Raw genomic sequence first — 22,791 nt, 5'->3', positions numbered from 1 at the left:
TGACTTGAAAGGCATGACCATGAACCTTGAAAAGCCGTACGTCAGTGGCCACTTCACCCCTGTCACCGACGAGATCACCGGTCGCGACCTGAAGGTGCGCGGCACCCTCCCGCCCGAGCTGAACGGCCGCTACTTCCGCAACGGCCACAACCCCAAGCCGGGCATCACTCCCACCCACTGGTTCCGCGGCGAAGGCATGATCCACGGCGTCCGCCTCACCGACGGCCGCGCCGAGTGGTACCGCAACCGCTGGGTGCGCACGCCCTTCCTGGACGGCGTGCCGTTCACCGGAACCGAACTCGAAGTGAGCGCCGCCGCCACCAACATCATCTTCCACGGTGGCCGTTACCTGGCCCTGCAGGAGGCCAATCTGCCCTACGAGGTCAGCGCCGACCTCGACACGATCGGCGTCCACGACTTCGGCGGCAAGCTCACCAGCGCGATGACCGCCCACCCGAAGGAGGACCCGGCAACCGGTGAACTGCACTTCTTCAGCTACAGCCCCTTCCCGCCGTATCTGACCTACTACGTGGCCGACGCCTCCGGCGACATCGTGAAGTCGGAGGTCATCGACGGCTCCGGTCCGTCCCTCATGCACGACTTCGCGATCACCCGCGAGCACGTCGTCTTCATCAACTCGCCCGTCGTCTTCGACCACGCCGAGCACTCCGGCATTCCCTACCGCTGGCACGACGACGTCCCGCTGCGCATCGGCGTGATGCCGCGCGCCGGGGGCCGGACCACCTGGTTCGAAGTGGCCGACCAGGCAGCGCTGTTGCACGTCGCCAACGCCTACACCGACGCGCGGGGCCGGATCGTCCTCGAAGCACCGCGCTTCGACCGGTCCGCGTGGGAGAACTCCTGGAAGTGGTGGGTCGGCGCCCCCGGCTACGGCACCAGCCCCGACGCCGGCTCGACCATGTACCGGTGGATCATCGACCCGGCCACGGGCAAGGTCACCACCGAGTCCCTCAACGACCTGGCCACCGAGTTCCCGTCGATCAACGACGCCCACACCGGTGCGGCCCACCGCTACAGCTACGCCATCGCCTTCCCCGGCGCGGGCCTGTCGGGCTACCACACCGTCAAGTTCGACACCCTCACCGGCAAGGAGAAGCTGCTGGCGCACGGCGAGGGCCGGATGCCGGGCGAGGCCGTCTTCGCTCCCGCCGAGGGCGCGACCGGCGAGGACGACGGCTACCTGCTCACCATCGTCAGCGACCTCACTGCCGACGCCTCGGAGCTGCTCGTCCTGGACGCGAGCGACCTGAGCACCGTGGCCGCCGTCGAACTCCCCCGCCGGGTGCCCGCCGGCATCCACGGCCACTGGATCCCCGACGCCGAACTGCCCGCCTGACCCACCCCGGTCACCCGGTCCGCCGCCTCACCCGTACGCCCCGAACGGGGCCCACGCCGTCCGGCAGCCAAGTCCGCCGGATCCCCCGCTCCGCCCCCGACCCACCCGAGCAGCCCGGGCCGCCGCCCACTCCCCCACGGCGGCCCGGGCCCCACAAGGAGGAACTGCCATGACCTACCCCACGACCATCGACTACTACGCCCCGGTCGTCGCCGACCATTCCATCCGGATCGCCGCTCCCCTCGTGCGGATCTGGCGCCTGCACACCGACATCGCCTCCTGGCCCACCTGGCAGCACGCCATCACCGAGGCCCGGTTCGACGGCCCCGTCGCGCCCGGCGCGACCTTCCACTGGGCGACCGCGGGCCTGACCATCGACTCCACCATCTACGCGGTCGACGCCCGGCACCGCATCGTGTGGGGCGGACCCGCGCACGGCATCACCGGCGTGCACGAGTGGACGTTCACCGAGGACGGCGACTGCGTCGTGGTCCGCACCCGCGAGTCCTGGGCCGGCGCTCCGATCGACGCCGACCGGGACAACCTCGCCGCGGCGCTGGACGACTCGCTCAGGTCCTGGCTCGACGCCCTGAAGAAGGCGGCGGAGTCGGCGACGCGGTAGGTCCTGCCGGACACCGATCCTCGGGTCTTACGCCGAGTGCTGGTACGCCGAGTACGTGAGATAGCCGTTGTCGCCGCCCTGGAAGTACGTCGCGTCGTCGGCGGGAGCGATGGGGAGACCGGTGCGCAGACGCTCCACCAGGTCGGGGTTGGCGATGAAGGCGCGGCCGAAGCTGATGAGGTCTGCTCCCAGGCTCAGCCAGTGGTCGGCGTCGGCCTGGCCGGTCTGCTTCGGGCCCATCGGCAGAACCGGATTCATGACGAGGGGACCGGACCACGTCCGGCGCAGCCCGAGAAGCGTCTCCTCGTCGGTGGTGGCCTCGAGGTGGACGTAGGCCAGGCCGAGCAGGGACAGCTCGGTCAGGAGCGCGGTGTAGAGCTCGGCGACGTCGGTCTCCTCGATGCCCCAGAAGGCGCCTCCGGGGGAGAGTCGGACCCCGGTGCGGTCCGCGCCGATGGCTTCGGCGGTCGCGGCGGCCGTCTCGACGGCGAACCGGATCCGGTTGCTCACCGAGCCGCCGTACCGGTCCGTGCGCAGGTTGGCGTTGGAGGAGAGGAACTGCGAGATCAGATAGCCGTTGGCGCCGTGCAGTTCCACACCGTCGAAACCGGCGTCCACGGCACGGCGCGCGGCGTCCGCGTACGACTGGACATGGTCGGGCACCTCGGCCGTGTCCAGGGCGCGCGGAGTCGGCGCAGGCAGCGGTCCGTTGGGGGTGAACACCTCGCCGACGGCCGCGACGGCCGAGGGGCCGACGGGCTGCATACCGGTGGTGTCAGGGTGCGAGACCCGTCCGCCGTGCATGATCTGGGCGAAGATCCGGCCGCCGTTCGTGTGCACCGCATCGGTCACCGGGCGCCACGCTGCCACCTGCTCGTCGGTGTGCAGCCCCGGCGTGCCGGGGTTGGACTGCCCGATCAGGTTCGGCTGCACTCCCTCGGTGACGATCAGGCCGGCCGTGGCCCGCTGGGCGTAATAGCGCGCCATCGACGGCGTCGCCAGACCACCCGCGGCGGCCCGGACACGGGTCATCGGCGCCATCACCACGCGGTTGGGCAGCGCCAGGGTGCCGAGCCGGTAGCCGGAGAAGAGGGTCGTCACGTCATGTCTCCTTCGTGATCCGTCGTGCCCGGATGGGGTCACGACGGTTACGCTAAAACCTGACATTGACGTCAGAGGCAAGGGTTGTGCTCCGGATCACAACCGGGAGGGGCAGCATGCGTATCGGTGAGCTCGCGGCACAGGCCGGAGTCAGCGTCAGGTCCCTGCGCTACTACGAGGAACAGGGCCTGCTCTCGAGTACCAGAAGCGCCAGCGGGCAGCGGCACTACACGGAGAGCCACGTCGAGCGCGTCACGTTCCTCCAGCGGATGTACGCCGCGGGCCTGTCCAGCCGGACCATCTCCGAACTGCTGCCCTGCGTCGACTCGCCCAGCGAGGAGACGTCCGACGCCGCGCTGGAACGGATGGCCGAGGAGCGCGATCGGCTCTCGGAGCACATCGAGGACCTCATCCGCACCCGGGAAGCCCTCGACACCTTGATGGCCACGAACCGGGCCCACCGAAGGCGCCTGAAGTCGGCCGCGACGGGCTGACCCCGGGCCGGAGGCCGGACTGCGTATCGCGATCGAGCGGCGCGGACGGCCCCTAGTCGTCCAGGTCGGCGTACTGCAAGTCGTGGTCCGAGTACGCGCTGGGACGCACGCGGTGCTCGAGCGGGACGATCCCTCGCAGGAAGATGTAGTCGAACTTGGTGTGCCAGTCCGTGGTTGTCTCGCAAGTGCCGACGGGCGAAGCGGAGGGATGACACTGGGGGTCCGCGTCCGCGGCCAGCGCCCACATCCGGGCGAGTTCGGAAGCGTCCGGCACAGCGTTGAAGTCACCGACCACGATGGCGCGGTCGTGTCGCGCGACCTCAGCGGCCAGCACGCCGACCTGAGCCGCCCGGACCTCCTCCTGACGTCGATGGGCGAGGTGGGTGTTGAAGACCCGGGTCGGTTGGCCGCCCACCAGTGTGGTGACCGCCATGTACCCACGGTCCTCGGACCCTCCTTCGGGGTACTCCACGCTGACGCGGTCCGTCATCGGTGCCGCCGAGAGGACCGCCTGGCCGTAGGCCCCCGGACTCCACGGCACTCCCCCGCAACGGCCCCAACTCCTGAGAACCGTCCCGTACTCGACGTGGTAGACCAGCCCGTGAAGGCTCTCCAGATACTCCCGGATCCTCTCGACGTCCCGCACGCACGCTTCTTGCATGCCGATGACCTGGGGCGCGTACGCGGCGATCTCCGCAGCCCGGTCGACGTTGCTCACCTCGCACGGGTTGCAGATGTTCCACGTCATGACCCGGTTCGGTGCGACATCCTTGACGGCTTCGACGGGCATCGACCTGGCGAAGAGGCCGCCGCTCGGTGCACTGGGGCCGACGAGCACCATGCAGGCGACGATCACGGCGCCCGCGAACAACCGCGTGCCCCTTCCGAACACCGTCGCCTCCTCGATCCCGATGCCCACGGCATCTGACGTCTCCTTACAAGAGGTTATGGGACGGGGTTGTCGGCAGCACCCGCTTCCGCCTCTTCACCAGGCTCTTGGCCCGGCCCCGGCGCCGGGCCCGAATCCGCCATCACCGAGCCGACGTTGCCGTACGTGGACCACGCGCCAATGCTTGAACCTGCTCGGAACTGCTCTCTATCGAGCACGTATTGACATGAACCGTCGAAGCCCGCAGAGTCATGCCCCGACAGTCCCCACAGTGCCCCGGCAGTGATGCAAGCCACCCCAGCGAGGAGTGTTGCCGTCATGTCCGAAACACCCGCTGTCTCCCGCCGACTGCTCCTCGGCGGAGCCGTCGCCACCGGCGCGGCCGCGGTCGGGATGGCCTCCGCGGCTCCGGCTGCGGCCGCCGCGACCGAGCAGGCGCCCCGCCGCCGTCCCGGACAGAAGTCGATGATCGGAGTGCCGTTCGAGGCCCACAGAACCGTCCGCGTCGGTGTCATCGGGCTCGGCAACCGTGGCAGCGGCATGGTCGAGGGCTGGGCGGCCGTGCCCGGCTGCACCGTGACCGCCGTCTGCGACATCCGCGCCGACCGCGCGCGCCGCGCCGCCGACCGGCTGGTGAGCAAGGGCAAGCCCCGCCCCGCCGAATACGGCGGATCAGCCGACTCCTACGCGCGGATGCTCCGGCGCGACGACATCGACCTGGTGTACGTCGCCACGCCGTGGGAGTTCCACTACGAGCACGGCAGGGCCGCCCTGCTGAGCGGCAGGCACGCGGTGGTGGAACTCCCCATCGCGACCGAACTGCGCCAGCTGTGGGACCTGGTCGACACCTCCGAGCGCACCCGCAGGCACCTGCTCCTCGCCGAGAACTGCAGCTACGGCCGCAACGAACTGGCCATGCTGAGGATGGCGCACGCCGGCCTGTTCGGCGACATCACCAACGGCCACGGCGGCTACCTCCACGACCTGCGTGAACTCCTGTTCTCCGACACCTACTACACCGACTCCTGGCGGCGCCTGTGGCACACCCGCAGCACCGCGTCCCTCTACCCCATGCACGGGCTGGCGCCGATCGCGGCCGCCATGGACATCAACCGCGGCGACCGGATGACCACCCTCGCCGCCACCGCGACCGCCCCGAAGGGACTCGCCGACTACCGCGAACGCTTCGTCCCGCGCGACCACCCGTCCTGGAAAGAGACGTACATCAACGGTGACCTGGTCACCTGCCTCATCGAGACCGACAAGGGCAGGATCATCCGGGCCGAGCACGAGGTGAGTTCACCCCGGCCGTACAGCAGGATCAACAGCCTCGCCGGGAGCCGGGGCATCGTCGAGGACTACACCGGGCCCGCCCCGACCGGCGCACGTGTCTATCTCGAACCGGACCACGGCGGCCACACCTGGCGCGACTTCGCCGACTACCGCAAGGAGTACGACCACTGGCTGTGGCAGAAGGTCGGTGACGACGCCGCGAACAACGGCGGCCACGGCGGCATGGACTACGTCCTGCAGTGGCGCACCGTCCAGTTGATGCGCGCGGGGCTGGTGCCCGACATCGACGTGTACGACTCGGCTGCCTGGTGTTCGGCGGTCCCGCTGAGCGCGGCGTCCCTGGCGAGGAACGGCCGCCCGGTCGAGATCCCGGACTTCACCCGCGGCGCCTGGGCCGGCAAACGCCCCGGACTCGACTCCGGCCCCACCGACATGCCACCCGTCGGCTGATCCCACGCCGGGCCGCGCCGGTGCCCTTCGGTCGGCGCGGCCCGGGCTCGGCATGGGCGTGCCCGGGCGTCGACGTCCTGGGCCGCGGTCGGGTCAGAGCGCCGATCAGGGTGAGCCCTCAGACCCGGCGTCGCCGGACAGCGCCTGCTCGGCCCAGATAGTCTTCCCCCGCGGGCCGAACCGCGTCCCCCATGCCTGGGCCAACTGCGCGATGATGAACAGGCCTCGCCCGCCCTCGTCGACCGTGCCGGCGTGGCGCAGGTGTGGGGTGGCCGAGCCGGCGTCACGCATCTCGCAGGTCAGGGTGCGGTCATGGATGAGTCGCAGTTCCATCGGTGGACTGCCGTACCGGATGGCGTTGGTCACGAGTTCGCTGACGATGAGCTGGATGTTGTAGGCGGTCTCGTCGTCGATGTTCCACGCGGCGAGTTGCCGGCGCGCACGGCGTCGGGCGTCGGCCACGGCCGCCGGGTCGGGGTCGAGCGGCCATGCGGCGCAGCGGTCGGCGGGGAACGCCCGGGTGCGCGCGACGATCACCGCGGCGTCACTGACGCGCAGATCGGCCGGCAGAGCATAGACCAGGGCGTCGCCGAGTTCCTGGAGCGGGCGGTCGGCGTAGTGGGACACCGCGGCCAACGGGCCCGGGAATTCGGCCAGATACGAAGTGAGGAGCGGGTCACTGGCGAACACCAGGACGCTGCCGGCCGGAACGTCGAACTCGACGGCCGCGAAGGGCGCGCCCTCCGTACTCCCCAGCCTGGGCCCGGCCGGTGCGCCGGAGAGGGACACCGACCCGTCCGGACGTACGACCAAGGGGGCCAGCCCGCCGGCCGCCGCCATCGTGCACGTGCCGGTCAGAGGGTCGTGGACCGCGTACACACAGTCGGCGGTGAGCGCTTCTTGGCGCAGCGGATCGCCGAGCGGGAGGTGGGCCCGTTCAGTGGCAAGGCGCCCCGCCGTGTCGTGCAGACGGGCGAGCAGTTCGTCGGGGGTGAGGTCGAACACCGACAGGGAGCGTACGGCGGTGCGGAGCTGGCCCATGATCGCGGCTGCGTGCACACCGCGTCCCGACACCTCGCCGACAGCGATGGCGGTGCGGGCGCTGGACAGGGTGGTGGTGTCGTACCAGGCGCCGGGGTCGGCACCCGTGAGGGAGAGGTAGGCGGTCTCCAGCCATGCGTGGGCTTCAGGCCGACGGGGCAGTATTTGGCGCTGCACCGTGGCGGCGATCGTGTGTTCACGGGTGTAGCGCCGGGCGTTGTCGATGCACAGTGCGGTGTGCGTGGCCAACTCGACGGCGAACGCGCGGTCGTCCTCGTCGAAGGCCGGCGAGTGCTCCGTGCGGTACAGGCTCACGATCCCGAGGGCGGCGTCGCGCAGCGTCAGGGGAACCACGAGGAGCGAATGCGCTCCGGCTGACCGGATCGCCTCCGCGAGTGCGGGATCGGCGTCCAGCCACGAAGTGTCCTGTTGCAGCTGGACCACCCTCGGGCTCAGGTCGGTCAGGGCCTGGGTGAAGGGCGTGGGACCGGCGAGGCGGCGGACGTCGCCCACCGCGCGGGCATGCGGCGGCCTGATACCGGCGCCGTGCAATGCGGTGCGTATGACCAGCGTGCCGGTGGGCGGCGGGGCGAAAGGGGGATCGTCGCCGCGGAGCACGGCGTCCACCACGTCCACGACGGCGACGTCGGCGAACGCGGGGACCACGGCCGCGGCGAGCTCCTCGCCGATCAAGGCCGGCTCCATCGTGCGTCCCACCCGCTCCCGCACCACGTCGAGCATTCTGGTGCGGGCCAGTCCTCTCTCGCGTTCGGTGACGTCGACCGACGTGACCGCCACCCCGAGCACCGACCTCTGCGAGCCTTCCAGGCGCAACGCGCTGACCTCGAAACTCCGCTCCTGCGCATCCCCCGCGACATGCGCCCGGACGATGCGTTGCCGCACGGGGACCCCGGTGTCGAGTACTCCTCTCAGCACCGCCTCCACATCGTCATCCACGAGGCCGTAGACCTCGCGGACCGGGCGCCCCCTGAGGTCGTCCATGGACACGTTCCGCATGAGCGGAGTGGTGGTGTTGACACGCAGCACCCGCAGGTCCGTGTCGATGAGGTGGAGCCCTACCGGGGACTGCGTGAACAGCGCCTCCAGCATCAGGGCGGCCGCCTCGTCGACCGGCCCGCCGGGATCCCTGTCCGTCACGGGACCCACCTCCGAGGTACTGCGATCGCCCGGGGGTACGGCTGCCCCATGTCCCAGCGTGCTCCACGGTCGGCGGGACCGCACCCGCAGATGTCTCCCTTGCCGACATCATGGGCTCTGCCGCCCACCGATCTTGGACCCCGCGGCAGGCGAGGTCGCGGAGCTCCACTGGCCCGAGTCAGGCCAGTGGTCGTCCGGGACAGGGACGTAATGCGCTCCTACGGCCTTCCTGCCTCGGGCTTCCATCCCCACGCGGTGAGCATGCCGGCCGACAGCGCGGCGCACTCCTGCGAGCCCAGGTACCTGATCGCCGTATCGATACCCGCGTCGTCGACCAGGCCGGTGGCGAGCATCGCCGCCCTGCTCCGCTCCCAAGTGTCCGCCCAGAAACGGCTGATGGGACTGCCGGGCACCAGCGGCGGCACGTGGATCTCGGCGGCGACCGGCACGAGCCCCGCCCCGCGCAACAGCTGTGGATACGACGGCACCCAGGAGACGTCGGTCCCGATGGTGGCCCGCAGCCCCTGCCACATCGCCCGCATCACCGCGGTGTACGGCGTGCCGGGCGCCCGGTCACTCGTCAGGTCGACCGCGTCGCTGAGCACCAGCAAACCGCCCGGCGCGACCAGTTCGGCGAGCCTGGTGATCAGCCGGTCGTGCTCGGCCAGGTGCATCAGCACGAACCGCGCGTGGACGAGCCGGAACGTGCCGCGGACGGAATCCGGGGCCGTGAGGTCGGCTTCCAGCACATCCAGCCCGGGCGTGGGCCGCTCGGTGAGGAAACGTACGTCCCGGTCCACGGCCAGCACGCCGTCCACCCCGGCCTCGCCCAACAGCCGACGGGAGACCGTGCCCGTTCCGGCACCGACATCCAGGCAGCGCCAGCCGGGGCCGACCCCCAGCGCCCGCAGCCGCCCCATGGTGATGTCGTCGTAGGCCAGTGCACCGAAGTCGATACGCTCGCCCTCCCCCGCCTGCTCGGGACGGAAGACATCCTCGCCGTAACGGCCACCGCCGGACGCGCCCCCTCCCGGCGCGGCAGTCACGCCGCCGCCCGCGCGTCACCGAGCGTACGACCGGGCTCACAGGGGTCCGTGCCCCGCGCCCGAGCGGCGAGGATGGCGTCGTCGAACGGCTTCATGACCGACCTCCTCGCGCAGTCGAGCGATACCGGGGCGGCCCGCCTCGTGGCCTCCGTTCCACCGATCCTCCACCTCAGGCCGCCTGCGCCGCACAGGCGCGCCGGGCCCCGAGCCGAACGGCCCAAGCAGGCCGCTGCTCGAAACGGCCTCGGCACGGGTGCTCGGCGCGGCTGCCTCTCAGCGAATCAATGCACTGGACGCCCGGATCGCGTAGTCCGCGCGAGCAGCACCGCCGCTCCCGCCGCCGCGCCCGCGACCCCCAGTACTCCGGCGACCTTCGTGCCCTCGGAGGACAGGAAACTGCGGGAGGAACGCCAGGACAGCGCGGACCAGGTCGACTGGGCCGACAGCACCGACCCGGTGCTCAGCCACGACCCGAAGGACAGCAGCGACAGGCTGGAACCGATCGAGCCGACCGACAGCGCGCTGCCGATCGAGCCGATGGAGAGGGCCGACCCGACGGAGCCGATGGACAGCACCGATCCGACCGAACCGATCGACAGCACGGAGTCCTGCGACCACAGGGACAGAACTGCATGGGTGGCGCCGACGGAGGCGCCCGGACGGTTCGGGGCCTGGGCCTGGTACGGCTTGCGCATGGCAGCATCCTGCCCGCGAACCCCGGACCGTGCCAACCGGACCGAACCGGCCTCACCCCCGCGTCCTCCGGTACGGCCGACGGTACGGAGAGGGCGCCCAGAGCAGACGTGCCCCCGTCATCCTCGCGATGGCGCGCAGATGGGGTCCCGTGTTTCCGATGAACCAGACCGAACGATCGGCGTGCGGCCACACATAGGCCGGCACGCCGTCATCGAGGAGGGAGGTCAGCCGCGGCTCCTCGAGTGCCTCGGCCGCGAACTCGTAGAGCGCGGGAAGACGCGGGGCGATCAGGCCGTAGTCGAGCATGCGGGCGAGGGCGTGCTCGGCGAGGACGACTTCGTCGAGGGACCCGGCCACCGGGTACTCCCTCGGGAACGACCGGCCGAGGTCGAGGAACATCTTGACGCTCCGGTGGCGCGGGTCCACCAGCCTGGGGCCGAGGAAGGCCAGCCGTCGCCCCAGCGCGAGGCGCGGATTCGCCAGCATGGCATGGGTGTAAAGAACTCGAATCAGCGCGACGTTCATCATGAATCGCTCTACTTCGAGTTCCTCGGACGCCAGGCCTTCATACTTCAGATAACCCGCGACAATGCTGGCGTTATGCGCCCGGTACCACCGGGTCGGCGACGGTTCCGCAATGAAATCCATCCAGTACCAAACACTGTGGCCGCCGGCATTTCCTGAATTGCCGGCGGCCAAGAGACCTGCCTCGACCTTGTCCCGCAGCAGCATTTCATTGACCTTGCGCCACCACGGGCTGCCGGCCGCAGCCGCGGTCTCCGGCTCCAGCACTCCGCGAGCGGCCGACCAGCGCATGAAGCTCAACTCGGCGTACCCGTATCGGGAGAAGCCGCCCGGCACCGCGTCATAGAACTCACGCGCCAGCGCAAGACGTTCAGCCGTGTCGCTCCGCGCGAGTTCCACCCGCTGCCGTGCGCGAGCGGCGGCGTCAGTCACGGTGACCCATCGGGATCGGCATCATGCAGAAACCTCATGAATTCGAGGACCGGATCGTTTGCGCATTGTTTTCCGCTGATCGCACTCTAAGCCTCGTCCGCGGCGTCCGTCCCGTCCGGGACGTGCGTCTCCTCGATCGGCGGCATGAACGCCCGCAGCCACCGTTCCGTCTGGGCGACGTGCGCCTGCGCGGCTCCTGCCGCGGCGACGGGGTCGCGGTCGGCGATGGCGGTGGCCAGGACGCGGTGGTCGTCGTCGCTCTTCCTGCGCAGTTCGGGGCCTTCGGGCAGGGTGAAGACCTGGTACTTGCGGGAGCGGGCGCGGAAGACCGCCAGGAGGGTGGCCAGGGTGGGATTGCCGCCGACGCGTGCGATCTCGGCGTGGAAGCGGTGGTCGAGTTCGGATGCCTTGGTGGGGTCGCTCGTGGCCTCCATGTCCTCGATGAGCGAGAAGAGCGTGCGCACCGCCTCCGGTGTGCACCGGGCCGCCGCCTGGGCGGCGACGTGGGCCTCGAGGACGCGCCGGATCTCGTAGACCTCCAACAGGCCCGACAGCGGGAGGAGTTCGAGGGTCAGGGAGAGGCTGCCGATCACGTCCTCGGGTCTCAGTTGTGAGACGTAGGTGCCCGAGCCGTGCCGCGGTTCGATGACGCCGAGGGCGGCGAGCATCCGTACGGCCTCGCGCAGCGATCCCCGTGAGACGCCCAGTTCCTCACAGAGGTCGCCCTCGGGCGGAATGCGCTCGCCCGGACCGAGGCGCCCCGACGCGATCATGTGCCGTAGGCCGTGGAACGCCTTCTCGACTGCGGACATCCGTCCCTCTTCCTCCCCTGACGGGCACGCGATCATGCCGCGGCCCCCTCGGAGCACTGTAGCGAGGTGTGGCGAGTCATCAGATGTGTCGGATGCATACCGCCCGGAAGTCATCTGATGACTTTCACTGTACGACCCTTGTTTCCGCCGGAGAAGGTGTGCAGGATGCCGAGTCATCAGATGTGTCCGGCGGAGTCCGACCTTCCGTCGGCCCGCCCCTGCCCAGATCTGGAGTCCTGTGAGCGAGACCGAGGTGACCACGGCGCCGCGCCCTCTGCTGCTGGCGGACGGCCGGCCCGCCGACCGGGCGTGGTCGCTGGATCCTGCCCTCAAGCACCTGAACCACGGCTCCTTCGGGGCGGTTCCACTGGAGGCGCAGGAGCGGCAGGAACTGCTGCGTGTGGAGATGGAACGCTCGCCCGTGGTGTGGTTCCCGGCACTGCCCCAGCGGCTCGCCGCCACCCGTGTCGAGCTCGCCGACTTCCTGCGCATCGACCCCGGGGACCTCGCCCTGGTGCCCAACGCCAGCGCCGGCGCCAGCGTCGTCTATGCCGCTCTCGCCCTCCGCCGGGGCGGGGAGATCGTCGTCACCGACCACGGCTACGGGGCTGTGACCATGGGTGCCGAGCGGCTTGCACGTCGGTGGGGCGGCCGGGTCCGTACCGCCCGGGTGCCGCTCGGCGCAGACGCGGATCAGGCCTACGAGGCCGTGATCGACGAACTCGGCGAGGCCACCGAGCTCGTCGTCGTCGACCAGATCACCTCGGCGACCGCGCGGCGGCTGCCCGTGGAACGCATCGGGGCGGAGGCCCGGCGGCGCGGCATCCCCGTCCTCGTCGACGGCGCGCACGCGCCCGGGCTTCTCGCCGCCCCACTCGCCGACGCGACCTACGACGTCTGGACCGGCAACCTGCACAAGTGGGGCTGCGCCCCGCGCGGCACCGCGGCGCTGGTCGCCCGCGGCCCGCTGCGCGAGCGGCTGTACCCGCTCATCGACTCGTGGGCCGCGGCCGATCCCTACCCCGACCGGTTCGACCAGCAGGGCACCATCGACGCCACCGCCTACCTGGCCGCGCCGACATCCCTCGCTTTCATCGAGCGCACCTGGGGCTGGCCCGCCGCCCGCCGCTACATGGACGACCTGGCCGACTACGGCGCCCGTGTCATCGGCGCCTCATTCGCCGAACTGACCGGCGCGGACACCCCGGTCGACGTCGGCATGCCCGTGCCCGGGATGCGCCTGGTGCGCCTCCCGGACGGACTCGCCACCGACCGCATCGAGGCCGACGCACTGCGCGACCGGGTGGCCCTCGAACTGGGCGTGGAGGCGGCGTTCACCAGCTTCGACGGCGTCGGCTACATGCGCCTGTCCGCCCACGTCTACAACACAGCCGCCGACTACGAGTACTTCGCCGAGGAATGCGTCCCCGTCCTCGGCAGGTGGGCACGAGAAAACTGAAGGAAGAGGTCAGCACAATGAGAAGAAGGACGGCAGCTCTCGCGCTCGGCACCGCCGCCGCGATGGTCCTGACCGGCTGTTCCACCATGAGCCCCGAGGCGAGCGGAACAGTCACCCTCAACATGGTCGAGAGCCTGACGAACCCGACCCGCACCGACCTGCTCAAGGACCTCATAGCCGACTTCGAGCAGCAGAACCCCAAGATCAAGGTCAACCTGGTCTCCCCGCCCACCGAGCAGGCCGACCAGAAGCTCCAGCAGATGCTCCAGTCCGGCAGCGGGGTGGACGTCCTGGAGGTACGCGACATCACCGTCGGGCCCTGGTCGAACAACGGCTGGCTCCACGACATGAAGAAGGACCTCGACGGCTGGAAGGGCTGGGAGGCGATGACGGAGAACGCCGTCAACGCCTCGCAGGACGCCAAGGGCAGGACGTACTTCGTCCCGTACGGCTTCTACGGCCTGAGCCTCTTCTACCGCACCGACCTGATCAAGGAAGCGGGCTTCAGCAAGCCGCCGGCGACCTGGGCGGAACTCGTGGAGCAGGCCTCCGCCATCCACGACCCGGCCAAGCGCCGCTACGGCTACGCGTTCCGCGGCGGCGCCAACTCCAACAGCAACGCCACCGCCGCCATCGAGGCCTACCTCGCCGACCAGGTCGACCCGGCCAACGGCTTCAAGCTCAGGAGCGGCCGTACGATCTTCTCCGCCCCCGAGGCGGAGGACGCCATGGAGAACTACCTCAAGCTCTTCAAGCAGGCGTCGCCCAAGTCGTCCGTCTCCTGGGGCTACCCGGAGATGGTCGAGGCCTTCTCCAACGGTTCGACGGCGTTCCTGCTCCAGGACCCCGAGGTGATCGCCACGGTCTCGGAGTCCAAGTCGATCTCGAAGGGCCAGTGGGGCACCGCGCCGCTGGTGGCCGGGCCGGGCGGCAAGACCGTGCAGCCGCTGGCCACGGCCGGGTGGGGTGTCGCCAAGGGCAGCGGGCACAAGGCCGAGGCGGTCAAGCTGGTCGAGTTCCTCTCGCAGGGCGAGGCGTCGACGACGTTCACCAAGAAGAACAGCCTCGTGCCCATCCTCAAGTCCGCGACCAGCGACCCCTTCTACAAGACCGGCCCCTGGTCGAGCTACGTCACCATGACCGAGCAGCCTGACAAGTACCTGGTCGTCACCCAGCCGCGCGGCGTGACCTGGTGGGCCGAATGGCAGCAGAGGGCGGACGCCGACGTGCAGAAGCTGATCCTGGGCAAGACGACGCCCAAGGAGCTGCTCGCCGGCTGGGACGCGTACTGGACCGAGAAGTGGCAGCAGGAGCAGTAGGCATGTCCGTCACGTCCACACCTACGGCGAAGACGACGGGGCCGGGCAGGGGGGAGACCTCCCGCAAGCGAGGTCTCGCCCAACGGGGCGGCCGGAGGCGGGAGTTCACCACCCGGCGCGGCCTGCAGATCGCCGCCTTCATGGCACCGGCCGCGGTCTTCGTAGCGGTCTTCACCTACTACCCCATGATCGCGGGCGGCCAAATGGCCTTCCGTAACTGGAAGTTGACCGACCTCACCGACACCTCATGGGTCGGGCTGAAGAACTTCAGCGACGTATTCGCCGACCCCGCCTGGGGCACCGTACTGGGCAACACCGGGGTCTGGGTGGTCGGCTCGATCGTCCCCCAGCTGGTGATCGGCTTCGCCCTCGCCCTGTGGCTGCGCCGGCGCTTCCGTTTTCGTGGCCTCTATCAGGCGCTGATCTTCTTCCCGTGGGCGATCTCCGGGTTCCTCATCGGCATCCTGTTCCGCTGGCTGTTCAACAGCGAGTTCGGCGTCGTCAACGACCTGCTGCAGAAGGCCGGTCTGATCGACGAGCCGATCGCCTGGCTGGCGGATCCGAAGACGGCCATGGTGGCCGTACTCATCGCGAACATCTGGTACGGCGTCACCTTCTTCGCGATCATGATCCTGGCCGCCCTCCAGTCGATCCCCGACGAGCTCTACGAGGCGGCGGCGCTGGACGGCGCGAGCAAGTCACGCACGCTCTTTCAGATCACCATCCCGTACATCCGCACCACGCTGGCCCTGACCGTGCTTCTGCGGGTGATCTGGATCTTCAACTTCCCCGACCTGATCTTCGGCATGACCGGCGGCGGGCCGAACAACGAAACGCACATCGTGACCACCTGGATGATCAAGATCACTCAGCAGGGCGACTACGGCAGGGCCTCCGCGCTCGGTCTCCTCGTGGTGGCCGCGCTGCTGGTGTTCGCGGTGTTCTTCCTCATGGCCACGCGCGACAAGAAGGGGGTGCGGTCGTGATCGGCAAGGAGTCCACGGTCGGCCGCGTCGTCAAGTTCACGTTCCTCGGCGTGTGGCTGCTCTTCACCGTCTTCCCGCTCTACTGGATCACCGTCACCTCGCTCAAGGCACCCGGCGACATCTTCCACTTCCCGCTCGCCTACTGGCCCGAGCGCTTCTCCCTGGAGAACTACAGCGGCCTGTTCGGCACGGCCGACTTCGGGACGTACCTCACCAACAGTCTCGTCGTCTCCACCGTGGCGGGCGCGATGGCCACGGTGATCTCGATGCTCTCCGCGTATGTGCTGGCCCGGTTCGAGTTCCGCACGAAGTCCGCGCTGCTGATGGCCGCCCTGGTGACCCAGATGATCCCCTCGTTCATCGCGCTCGGGCCGCTCTACCTGCTGATGACCGACCTGAAGCTGGTCGACAACCGCTTCGGCCTGACCCTCGTCTACATCGCGGTGTGCATCCCCTTCTGCACGGTGATGCTCCGCGGCTTCTTCGAGAACATCCCGGACGCGCTGGAGGAGGCCGCCATGATCGACGGCCTGTCCCGGTTCGCGGCGCTGTTCCGCGTCCTGTTGCCGGTGATGCGGCCGGGCATCGTCGCCGCCTTCATCTTCAACTTCGTCAACTGCTGGAACGAGCTGTTCCTGTCCGTGACGCTCATGAACAGCGACAGCAACAAGACCGTGCCCACGGCCCTGAACGGCTTCATCTCCAGCTTCAACATCGACTGGGGCTCGATGTCCGCGGCGGCCGTGCTCACGATCCTGCCCACCATGCTCCTCTTCGCCTTCGCCAGCCGGCACATCGTCCAAGGCCTCACCTCGGGGGCGGTGAAGGGCTGAGAGAGCGGCGGTCCGGCCTGACGGGGCGAGTCGCGGGAATGGTTGCGGGCTCGCCCCGCGTTGCCACGACCATGACGACGAACACGCCGCAGCAGCCCGAGGTGCTGCGCTACACGGCCTTCTCGAGCACCGCCGACGGTGGAAACCCCGCCGGCGTCGTTCTGGACGCCAGTGCCCTGGACGACCACGACATGCTGGCCATCGCCGCCGACCTCGGATACTCGGAGTCCGCGTTCCTGACCGCGCCCCCGGAGGGTCTCGCCGGCCAGGCCGGACGGGCGTACACCATCCGGTACTTCAGCCCCAAGGCCGAGGTGCCGTTCTGCGGGCACGCCACCGTCGCGACCGCCGTCGCGCTCGCCGAACGGATCGGCTCCGGGGAGTTGGTGTTCGCGACGCGCGCGGGAACCGTGCCGGTGGAGGTCACCGAGGAGGGCGGGACGATCAGGGCCACGCTCACCAGCGTCGAGCCGCGCATCGAGGAGATCGCGGACGCCGACCTCACGGAGGCCCTCGCCGCGCTCGACTGGCCCGCCGCCGATCTGGACCCGGCCTTCCCGCCCCGTGTCGCCTTCGCCGGCGCCCGCCATCTCGTTCTCGCGGCGGCGACGCGCGCCCGCCTCGCGGATCTCAGGTACGACTTCACTCGCCTCGAAGCCCTGATGCACCGCCTGGACCTGACCACGGTTCAACTGGTGTGGCGGGAGTCCCCCACCGTGTTCCACGTCCGTGACCCCTTCCCCGTCGGCGGCGTCGTCGAGGACCCCGCGACCGGCGCCGCGGCCGCCGCGTTCGGTGCGTACGCCCGCGAGCTGGGCCTGGTCGAGGAGGACACCGTCCTCACGCTGCACCAGGGCGCCGACTTGGGCCGCCCTGGTCAACTCACCGTGACGCTGCGCGCGGGTGACCCGCGGGTCCGAGTCGGTGGCGCGGGGACACGCATCGGCTGAAGCACCTCACAGGCCCTCCCTCGCCGGGTTCATCTCCGGCACGGGAGGGCCTTTTTGCTTCGAGGCCTCTGGCCCTACAGGCGGACGATTGGGTTAATTCCGGAGCAGTACAAGCATTTCAGCACCTGCGAACCTTCACCGTTCGTGCACAATTTGCGCGTCGCGGCGAGTGTGAAGGTGCAGCGTCATGTGTGCACCGGCCGCGACCCTGCCGTCCGAGAGAAAGACAACGAGAGTGCGACAGATCCTCAGCAGGGCATTGGCCGTGGCCGCCACCACAAGCGCCCTGTCCCTGTGCGGCACATGGGCGTTCGCGGCCCACGATCCACAAGGCACGGAGACGGATGCGCCCGTCGCGCCGTCGAGCCGTGCGTTCCAGTGGGACTTCCCGGACGAGCCGTTCGACGTCAAGCAATTTGACGCCATGCACTCCAAGGTCGAAGACACCATGTCCCGGTTCGACAAGATGCGGGGACAGGACCGGCAAGGCACGTCCGGGCACCACACAGGCGAACCGTCCACGCACGACCGGGGGGAGTCGCACGGCCCGCGGGAAGCATCCGGATACGGACCCGAGGAACCGTCCGGGTACGGGCCGTCGGAACCGTCGGGGTACGGCCACGATGAACCGACCGGGTACGGCCCGGACGAACCGACCGGGTACGGCCATGACGAACCGGCCGGATACGGCCCGGACGAACCAGCGGGGTACGGCCGGGACGAACCAGCCGGATACGGCCCCGAAGAGCCGCCGACGTCTCCGCCTCCGCACACCACCCCTCCGGCCTCACCCTCGCCGACGCCAACCAGGCATGCACCCGAGAAGCCGATCCCCGCAGGGGAGTTGCCCGACACCGGCATCAATGGGGGTGTCCTGGCCGCAACGGCCGGCGGCGGAGCCCTGCTGGCCGCTGGAACCTTCCTGTACCGGCGAGGCCGGGCGGCGTCCCGCCGCTAGCGCATCACCAGCCGGACGCCATCGCGGCGGCGTGGAGCCGATGTCTGCTCCGCGCCGCCGCGGGTGTGTGCACCAGCAGCCGCGCTGCCTCCACGCGCACGCCCACTCCCCCTCCACCGGCCTGGAACTCATCGCCCCCGCAGGGAGCTCGCCGTCGCTCCGGTGCGTTCGCGGAGCAGGATGCGCAGGGTGTTGGCGTGTTCGTAGCCGACTTTGCGGGCGATCGCTTCGAGGGGGAGGTCCGTGGTCCGCAGCAGGTGCGAGGCGTGCTCGACGCGTAGGTCCTGGACGAAACGGACGGGGGAGGTACCGAGCGTGCGACGCACGATGCGCTGGAGCGTGCGTTCGCTGACGCCGAGGGTGCGTGCCGCGTCGGCGATCGAGATCGGCTGGTCCAGGTGCGCCCGGGCCCAGCGCTCGAAGGCCGCCAGCGTGGGGTCGCTCTGCGCGAGGGCCGAGGTGATCGTGTACGCCGCCTGCGACGGCCGCTCGTCGACGACGAGGTAGCGGGCGACCAGATCCGCGAGGGCCGGGCTGCTCATCCGTACGATCGCGAGCGCGAGGTCGACGTGCCCGAACGCCGCGCCGGCCGTGGTCACCCCGTCGGACATGGTGACCATGCGGGTCTCGTCGACGGTCACCGCCGGGTAGCGCTTACGGAAGTACGGCGCGAGCCACCAACTCGTCGTGGCCCGCCGCCCGTCCAGCACCCCCGACTCGGCCAGCAGGAACGTGCCCGTACAGGCGGACGCGATGGGGATGCGACGTCCGCGTGTCTCGGCCACCAGTCGCCGTACCGGCTCGGTGTCCGAACCCGACACATGGGCGATCAGCGCATCGGGCCGTCGCTCGGCCAGCGCGGGCACCAGCAGCAGGTCGGCGTCCTTGGCCGTGTCCATGGGGAGGGTCTCGACCACGTGCCCCGCTCCGGTGCGGATCCGGCGGCGAAAGCCGACCGTGGAGACCTTCCAGGCGGGCGGCGGTTTGGGGAGTTCCTCGCGCATGGCGTTCGCCCCGTCGATCACGTCGAGCAGGGCGGAGAGCCCGGAGTCGAACACACCGTCGTATGCCACCACAGCCACATCCATGACGGAAACGATATCGGACGCGTCGTTTCCGACGCTGGGCGAGGCGATTGCGGCGGCCTAGCTTTGTGGTGTCCGGACGACATCCGGTGCCCGGTACCAGCACCGAACGCTCACCGATGACCAGAGACAACCGCACGTTCGCCCATGACCACAGACAGGAATGCAGCATGACGAAGCTGGGGCTGCTGGCCCGGATCGAGGCCAGGCCGGAGTACGCCGAGAAGGTGGAGGCGCTGCTGCGGGACGCCGTCCAACTGGCGCAGCAGGAGGAGCACACCGTCACCTGGTACGCGTTCCGGCAGGGCGCGACCACCTTCGGGGTCTTCGACACCTTCGCCGACGAGCAGGGGCGTCAGGGACACCTGCAGGGAAAGATCGCCGCCGCGCTGATGGGGGCCGCCGAAACCATGCTCAGTGAGGCGCCGGACATCCGTCCGGTCGACCTCCTGGCGGTCAAGCTTCCCTGATCCCACCGCCGGCCGGCAGCGTCCTGACCCGCGCTGCCGGCCGGCACCCTCCGCACACCTGCGCATCGACCACGGTCCCGACCGGGCCGACCGAGGCAGACTTGAGGAAGAGAGACACCATGGCACAGCCCGCCACCAAGCGCGGCGGCATCAGCGGCGACGGGGTGCCGTCCGCCCGGTCCCGCTCACGTACGCACACCTGGCAACCGCCGACGAGCTACGCGGCCGCCGGCGCCCATACGGGCATCGAGCTGGCCCGTATGAGCCTGGACGGCCGTCTGCCCGAGGCCCCGATCTGCACGACCCTCGGATTTCGCCTGGTGGCGGTCGAGGAGGGGCAGGCCGTCTTCGAGGGCGAGCCCGGAGAACACCTCTTCAACCCCATGGGCACGGTCCACGGAGGCTATATGGCCACCCTCCTCGACTCCGCGCTCGGCACCGCCGTACTGAGCGCCCTGCCGGCCGGCCGCGCCTACACGACCGTCCAGCTCGGCGTGAACATGGTCAGGCCGGTGCTCGACACCACTCCCACGCTGCGTTGTGAGGGCACCGTCGTCCATGTCGGCCGCACGACCGCGACCGCTGAGGCGCGGCTCGTCGGAGCAGCCGACGGGAAGCTGTATGCGCACGGGACCGCCACCTGCGCCGTCTTTCCGCTGCCCGGCGCGGACTGAGGGAGCGTATGAACGAGGTGAACCGGACGACGGTCGTCAACATGAAAGGGCATCGCGACGACCCGGACTACGCGGACGTCGTCTACGTCGGCCGCGCGATGCGCCGGGGCGGATGGGACCTCGATGCCTCACCGCTCGCGAGTCCTTTCCGGCCCGGGCGGGACGGCACCCGGGAGGCGGTGATCGACAAGTACCGGGCCCATCTGCTGAGCCGTCCGGACCTGCTCGAACTGCTGCCCGCCCTGCGTGGCCGCAGGCTCGGCTGCTGGTGTGTCCCGCAGCCGTGCCACGCGCAGGTCATCGCCGAACTGGCCGACTCGCTCGCGCCGTAGAGCGCAGCTCCGGACGCGGGCAGGTCCAGGGCGCGGCCCGGTCCGTGTTTCACGCCTCCGCCACGAAGCGCTCAGCAACGCCCAAGGCGGCGGCCATGATGCTCAGCTGCGGATTCACCTCCGGGCAGCTCGGCAGCACGGACCCGTCGGCGATGAGCACACCGTGCACGCCACGCAGGCGCCCCTCGGCGTCGGCCGGCGACCGCTCCGGGTCCGTCCCGGCGGCGGCCGTACCCGTGGGATGGAACGCGGACATGTGCAGGTGCCGCGCGGTCACCGTGTCGAGCAGCGCCTCCAGTTGCTCGGGGGTACGGGCGCGTGGGGCGTGCGGGACGCCGGTGAGTACCTCCTCGGCGCCGGCGGCGAACAGCAGGCGGCCCATGGCGCGTTGGGCTCGGAGCAGGCGGCGGGCGTCGCGGGGCGCCAGGTCGTAGCGCAGCAGCGTGTGGTCCCGGCCGAGGACCCGGCCCGAGGGGCGGTCGGCGACCATGGCCCCGAGCGTCGCCAGTTGCTCGGTCTCCTCCACTTCGCGGCGCAGTTCGCGTCCGACGCCCGGCAGCACGAAGGAAGTCATGCCGGGGGGCGCAGCGGTGGCTTCGATCAGGATGCCGTCGGCGTGGAGTTCCTCCACGCCGACGCTCTGCAGGACCCCTTTCCAGCCGGTGACCGGGCGGCTGAAGCGGCCCGCGACGCTGATGGCCGGGTGCACGCTGAGGTTCCGGCCGATCCGGGGGTGACCGCCGAGGCCCGAGCGGCGCAGCAGCTGCGGGGTCTGCAGGGCGCCGGCGGCTACCACGACCAGGGAACTGAGGATCTCCAGTTCACTGCCGTCGGGGCGGCTGACCACCACTCCGGCGGCCCTGGGACCGCCGGGCCGATCGCGGTCGGTGAGGATCCGCAGGACACGGGCCCCCGTCATGATCGTGGCGCCGGCCGCACAGGCGTCCGGAAGCACGGACAGCTGGACGCTCTGCTTGGCGCCGGTGGGGCAGCCGACGACACACTGACACGAGCCGCGGCAGCCGGGGGCGTTGCGGCGCAGGGGCGCCGCGGCCCAGCCGAGCTCCTTCGCTCCGGCCAGGGCGAGCAGTCCGTTGTTGCCCAGGACGTCCAACGGCTGCCGTGCCACCCGAAGGGAGCGTTCCACCTCGTCGAGGCGTGTGTCGAAGCCCTCGGCGACGTCGAAGCCGTGGTGGCTCAGCCAGCGGGTGACGACGTGGTCCGGAGTGCGGTAGCAGGTTCCGGAGTTGACGACGGTGGTGCCGCCGACCGCGCGGCCGACGGGCAGGACCAGCGGCGGGTTCCCGAGGGCGATCGTGGCGCCGCCGTCCCGGTAGAGGTCGGTGAAGCGGTCGAGCGGAGCCCTCCGCCCGAACGACGCGGTGGTGTGGTGCTCCCCCTCCTCGGCCATGACGACTCGCAGCCCCGCGCGGGCCAGCGTCCGGGCGGCCATCGCGCCGCCCGCTCCCGATCCGACGACGACGGCGTCGGCGGTGGAACGGGTCGGCCACTCCCGCGAAGGGGTGCAGTCGAGCGGCGGATCGTCGGCGGCGACCACTGGGCTTGCGGGGCCTTGGTACGCCGTCCGTTCGGTACCGGCCGCCAGCAGCACCGGTACCTTCACCGCGTCCAGCAGGGGCAGCAGGGACCGGTGGGAGGCGAGCGACGCCATGACGTGCTCGCGTTCCGCAGGCCCGAGTGCGGGCAGCCGTCGGCCGGTGCGGGCGACGGCGTAGGCGTTGATGGCCTTGGTCGCGCCGTGTATCGCGGTGCGGGCGGGGGCAGGCATGGCTGCCAGGAGCGTCTCGA

Annotated in this window: 22 protein-coding genes; 13 read left to right on the top strand and 9 right to left on the bottom strand. The window is 70.2% G+C overall.

What is annotated here, in order from left to right:
* Nucleotides 1-13: 13 nt before the first annotated feature.
* Together ACWGDB_RS33115 and ACWGDB_RS33110 are read left to right on the top strand one after the other, a co-directional pair.
* On the top strand, nt 14-1,357 hold the full coding sequence (locus ACWGDB_RS33115; RefSeq protein WP_453825828.1) for a carotenoid oxygenase family protein: 1,344 nt from the start codon (nt 14-16) through the stop codon (nt 1,355-1,357).
* Nucleotides 1,358-1,526: 169 nt separating this feature from the next.
* Complete coding sequence (locus ACWGDB_RS33110; RefSeq protein ID WP_453825827.1) at nt 1,527-1,979, top strand: SRPBCC family protein; 453 nt, start codon at nt 1,527-1,529, stop codon at nt 1,977-1,979.
* A gap of 27 nt (nt 1,980-2,006) precedes the next feature.
* On the opposite strand, the gene ACWGDB_RS33105 is transcribed toward ACWGDB_RS33110, so the two are convergent.
* On the bottom strand, nt 2,007-3,080 hold the full coding sequence (locus tag ACWGDB_RS33105; protein WP_453825826.1) for an alkene reductase: 1,074 nt from the start codon (nt 3,078-3,080) through the stop codon (nt 2,007-2,009).
* Between the two features lie 116 nt (nt 3,081-3,196).
* On the opposite strand from ACWGDB_RS33105, the gene ACWGDB_RS33100 reads away from it, so the two are divergent.
* Complete coding sequence (locus ACWGDB_RS33100; protein WP_427843088.1) at nt 3,197-3,574, top strand: MerR family transcriptional regulator; 378 nt, start codon at nt 3,197-3,199, stop codon at nt 3,572-3,574.
* Between the two features lie 52 nt (nt 3,575-3,626).
* Here the strand turns inward: ACWGDB_RS33100 and ACWGDB_RS33095 are convergent, their stop codons facing one another.
* Complete coding sequence (locus tag ACWGDB_RS33095; RefSeq protein ID WP_453825879.1) at nt 3,627-4,415, bottom strand: endonuclease/exonuclease/phosphatase family protein; 789 nt, start codon at nt 4,413-4,415, stop codon at nt 3,627-3,629.
* Between the two features lie 366 nt (nt 4,416-4,781).
* On the opposite strand from ACWGDB_RS33095, the gene ACWGDB_RS33090 reads away from it, so the two are divergent.
* Entirely contained in the window at nt 4,782-6,206 is a 1,425-nt protein-coding gene (locus tag ACWGDB_RS33090; protein WP_453825825.1) for a Gfo/Idh/MocA family protein, read from the top strand.
* Nucleotides 6,207-6,311: 105 nt separating this feature from the next.
* Here the strand turns inward: ACWGDB_RS33090 and ACWGDB_RS33085 are convergent, their stop codons facing one another.
* From ACWGDB_RS33085 to ACWGDB_RS33065, 5 genes are all read right to left on the bottom strand, one after another.
* Complete coding sequence (locus tag ACWGDB_RS33085) at nt 6,312-8,405, bottom strand: SpoIIE family protein phosphatase (RefSeq protein ID WP_453825824.1); 2,094 nt, start codon at nt 8,403-8,405, stop codon at nt 6,312-6,314.
* A 218-nt stretch (nt 8,406-8,623) separates the two neighbouring features.
* Complete coding sequence (locus ACWGDB_RS33080; RefSeq protein WP_453825823.1) at nt 8,624-9,451, bottom strand: class I SAM-dependent methyltransferase; 828 nt, start codon at nt 9,449-9,451, stop codon at nt 8,624-8,626.
* A 281-nt stretch (nt 9,452-9,732) separates the two neighbouring features.
* On the bottom strand, nt 9,733-10,146 hold the full coding sequence (locus ACWGDB_RS33075) for a hypothetical protein (RefSeq protein ID WP_453825822.1): 414 nt from the start codon (nt 10,144-10,146) through the stop codon (nt 9,733-9,735).
* A 52-nt stretch (nt 10,147-10,198) separates the two neighbouring features.
* Entirely contained in the window at nt 10,199-11,104 is a 906-nt protein-coding gene (locus ACWGDB_RS33070) for a hypothetical protein (RefSeq protein ID WP_453825821.1), read from the bottom strand.
* 86 nt (nt 11,105-11,190) lie between these two features.
* Nucleotides 11,191-11,916, bottom strand: coding sequence for a FadR/GntR family transcriptional regulator (locus ACWGDB_RS33065; protein ID WP_453825820.1), 726 nt, complete (start codon nt 11,914-11,916; stop codon nt 11,191-11,193).
* Between the two features lie 238 nt (nt 11,917-12,154).
* Here ACWGDB_RS33065 and ACWGDB_RS33060 point away from each other — a divergent pair, with 238 nt between their 5' ends.
* From ACWGDB_RS33060 to ACWGDB_RS33035, 6 genes are all read left to right on the top strand, one after another.
* Entirely contained in the window at nt 12,155-13,375 is a 1,221-nt protein-coding gene (locus tag ACWGDB_RS33060) for an aminotransferase class V-fold PLP-dependent enzyme (protein WP_453825819.1), read from the top strand.
* 17 nt (nt 13,376-13,392) lie between these two features.
* Nucleotides 13,393-14,694: an ABC transporter substrate-binding protein gene (locus ACWGDB_RS33055; protein WP_453825818.1), complete on the top strand. Its 1,302-nt coding sequence runs from the start codon at nt 13,393-13,395 to the stop codon at nt 14,692-14,694.
* Between the two features lie 2 nt (nt 14,695-14,696).
* On the top strand, nt 14,697-15,680 hold the full coding sequence (locus ACWGDB_RS33050) for a carbohydrate ABC transporter permease (RefSeq protein ID WP_453825817.1): 984 nt from the start codon (nt 14,697-14,699) through the stop codon (nt 15,678-15,680).
* Nucleotides 15,677-16,513, top strand: a complete 837-nt coding sequence (locus tag ACWGDB_RS33045; RefSeq protein WP_453825816.1) for a carbohydrate ABC transporter permease — start codon at nt 15,677-15,679, stop codon at nt 16,511-16,513. Before ACWGDB_RS33050 ends, ACWGDB_RS33045 begins: the two co-directional genes overlap by 4 nt.
* A 71-nt stretch (nt 16,514-16,584) precedes the next feature.
* Nucleotides 16,585-17,463, top strand: coding sequence for a PhzF family phenazine biosynthesis protein (locus ACWGDB_RS33040; RefSeq protein ID WP_453825815.1), 879 nt, complete (start codon nt 16,585-16,587; stop codon nt 17,461-17,463).
* A 265-nt stretch (nt 17,464-17,728) separates the two neighbouring features.
* Nucleotides 17,729-18,421, top strand: coding sequence for an LPXTG cell wall anchor domain-containing protein (locus tag ACWGDB_RS33035; protein WP_453825814.1), 693 nt, complete (start codon nt 17,729-17,731; stop codon nt 18,419-18,421).
* A gap of 128 nt (nt 18,422-18,549) precedes the next feature.
* Here ACWGDB_RS33035 and ACWGDB_RS33030 read toward each other — a convergent pair whose 3' ends face one another.
* Nucleotides 18,550-19,509, bottom strand: coding sequence for a GlxA family transcriptional regulator (locus ACWGDB_RS33030; RefSeq protein ID WP_453825813.1), 960 nt, complete (start codon nt 19,507-19,509; stop codon nt 18,550-18,552).
* A gap of 167 nt (nt 19,510-19,676) precedes the next feature.
* Between ACWGDB_RS33030 and ACWGDB_RS33025 the strand changes: the two genes are divergently transcribed.
* From ACWGDB_RS33025 to ACWGDB_RS33015, 3 genes are all read left to right on the top strand, one after another.
* Nucleotides 19,677-19,976, top strand: coding sequence for a putative quinol monooxygenase (locus tag ACWGDB_RS33025; RefSeq protein WP_383605677.1), 300 nt, complete (start codon nt 19,677-19,679; stop codon nt 19,974-19,976).
* Between the two features lie 119 nt (nt 19,977-20,095).
* Nucleotides 20,096-20,650, top strand: a complete 555-nt coding sequence (locus tag ACWGDB_RS33020) for a PaaI family thioesterase (protein WP_453825812.1) — start codon at nt 20,096-20,098, stop codon at nt 20,648-20,650.
* Nucleotides 20,651-20,667: 17 nt separating this feature from the next.
* A complete protein-coding gene (locus tag ACWGDB_RS33015) occupies nt 20,668-20,982 on the top strand; it encodes a DUF4326 domain-containing protein (RefSeq protein ID WP_453825878.1) in 315 nt (104 codons plus the stop codon).
* Between the two features lie 49 nt (nt 20,983-21,031).
* Here ACWGDB_RS33015 and ACWGDB_RS33010 read toward each other — a convergent pair whose 3' ends face one another.
* Nucleotides 21,032-22,771 (bottom strand): GMC family oxidoreductase N-terminal domain-containing protein, encoded by a 1,740-nt coding sequence (locus tag ACWGDB_RS33010; RefSeq protein ID WP_453825811.1) that lies wholly within the window; start codon nt 22,769-22,771, stop codon nt 21,032-21,034.
* Nucleotides 22,772-22,791: the final 20 nt, after the last annotated feature.

It is taken from the genome of Streptomyces sp. NPDC055013, assembly GCF_053608645.1.
The sequence above is the reverse complement of the archived record's forward strand: the minus strand, read 5'-3'. Positions and strand labels throughout refer to the sequence as shown.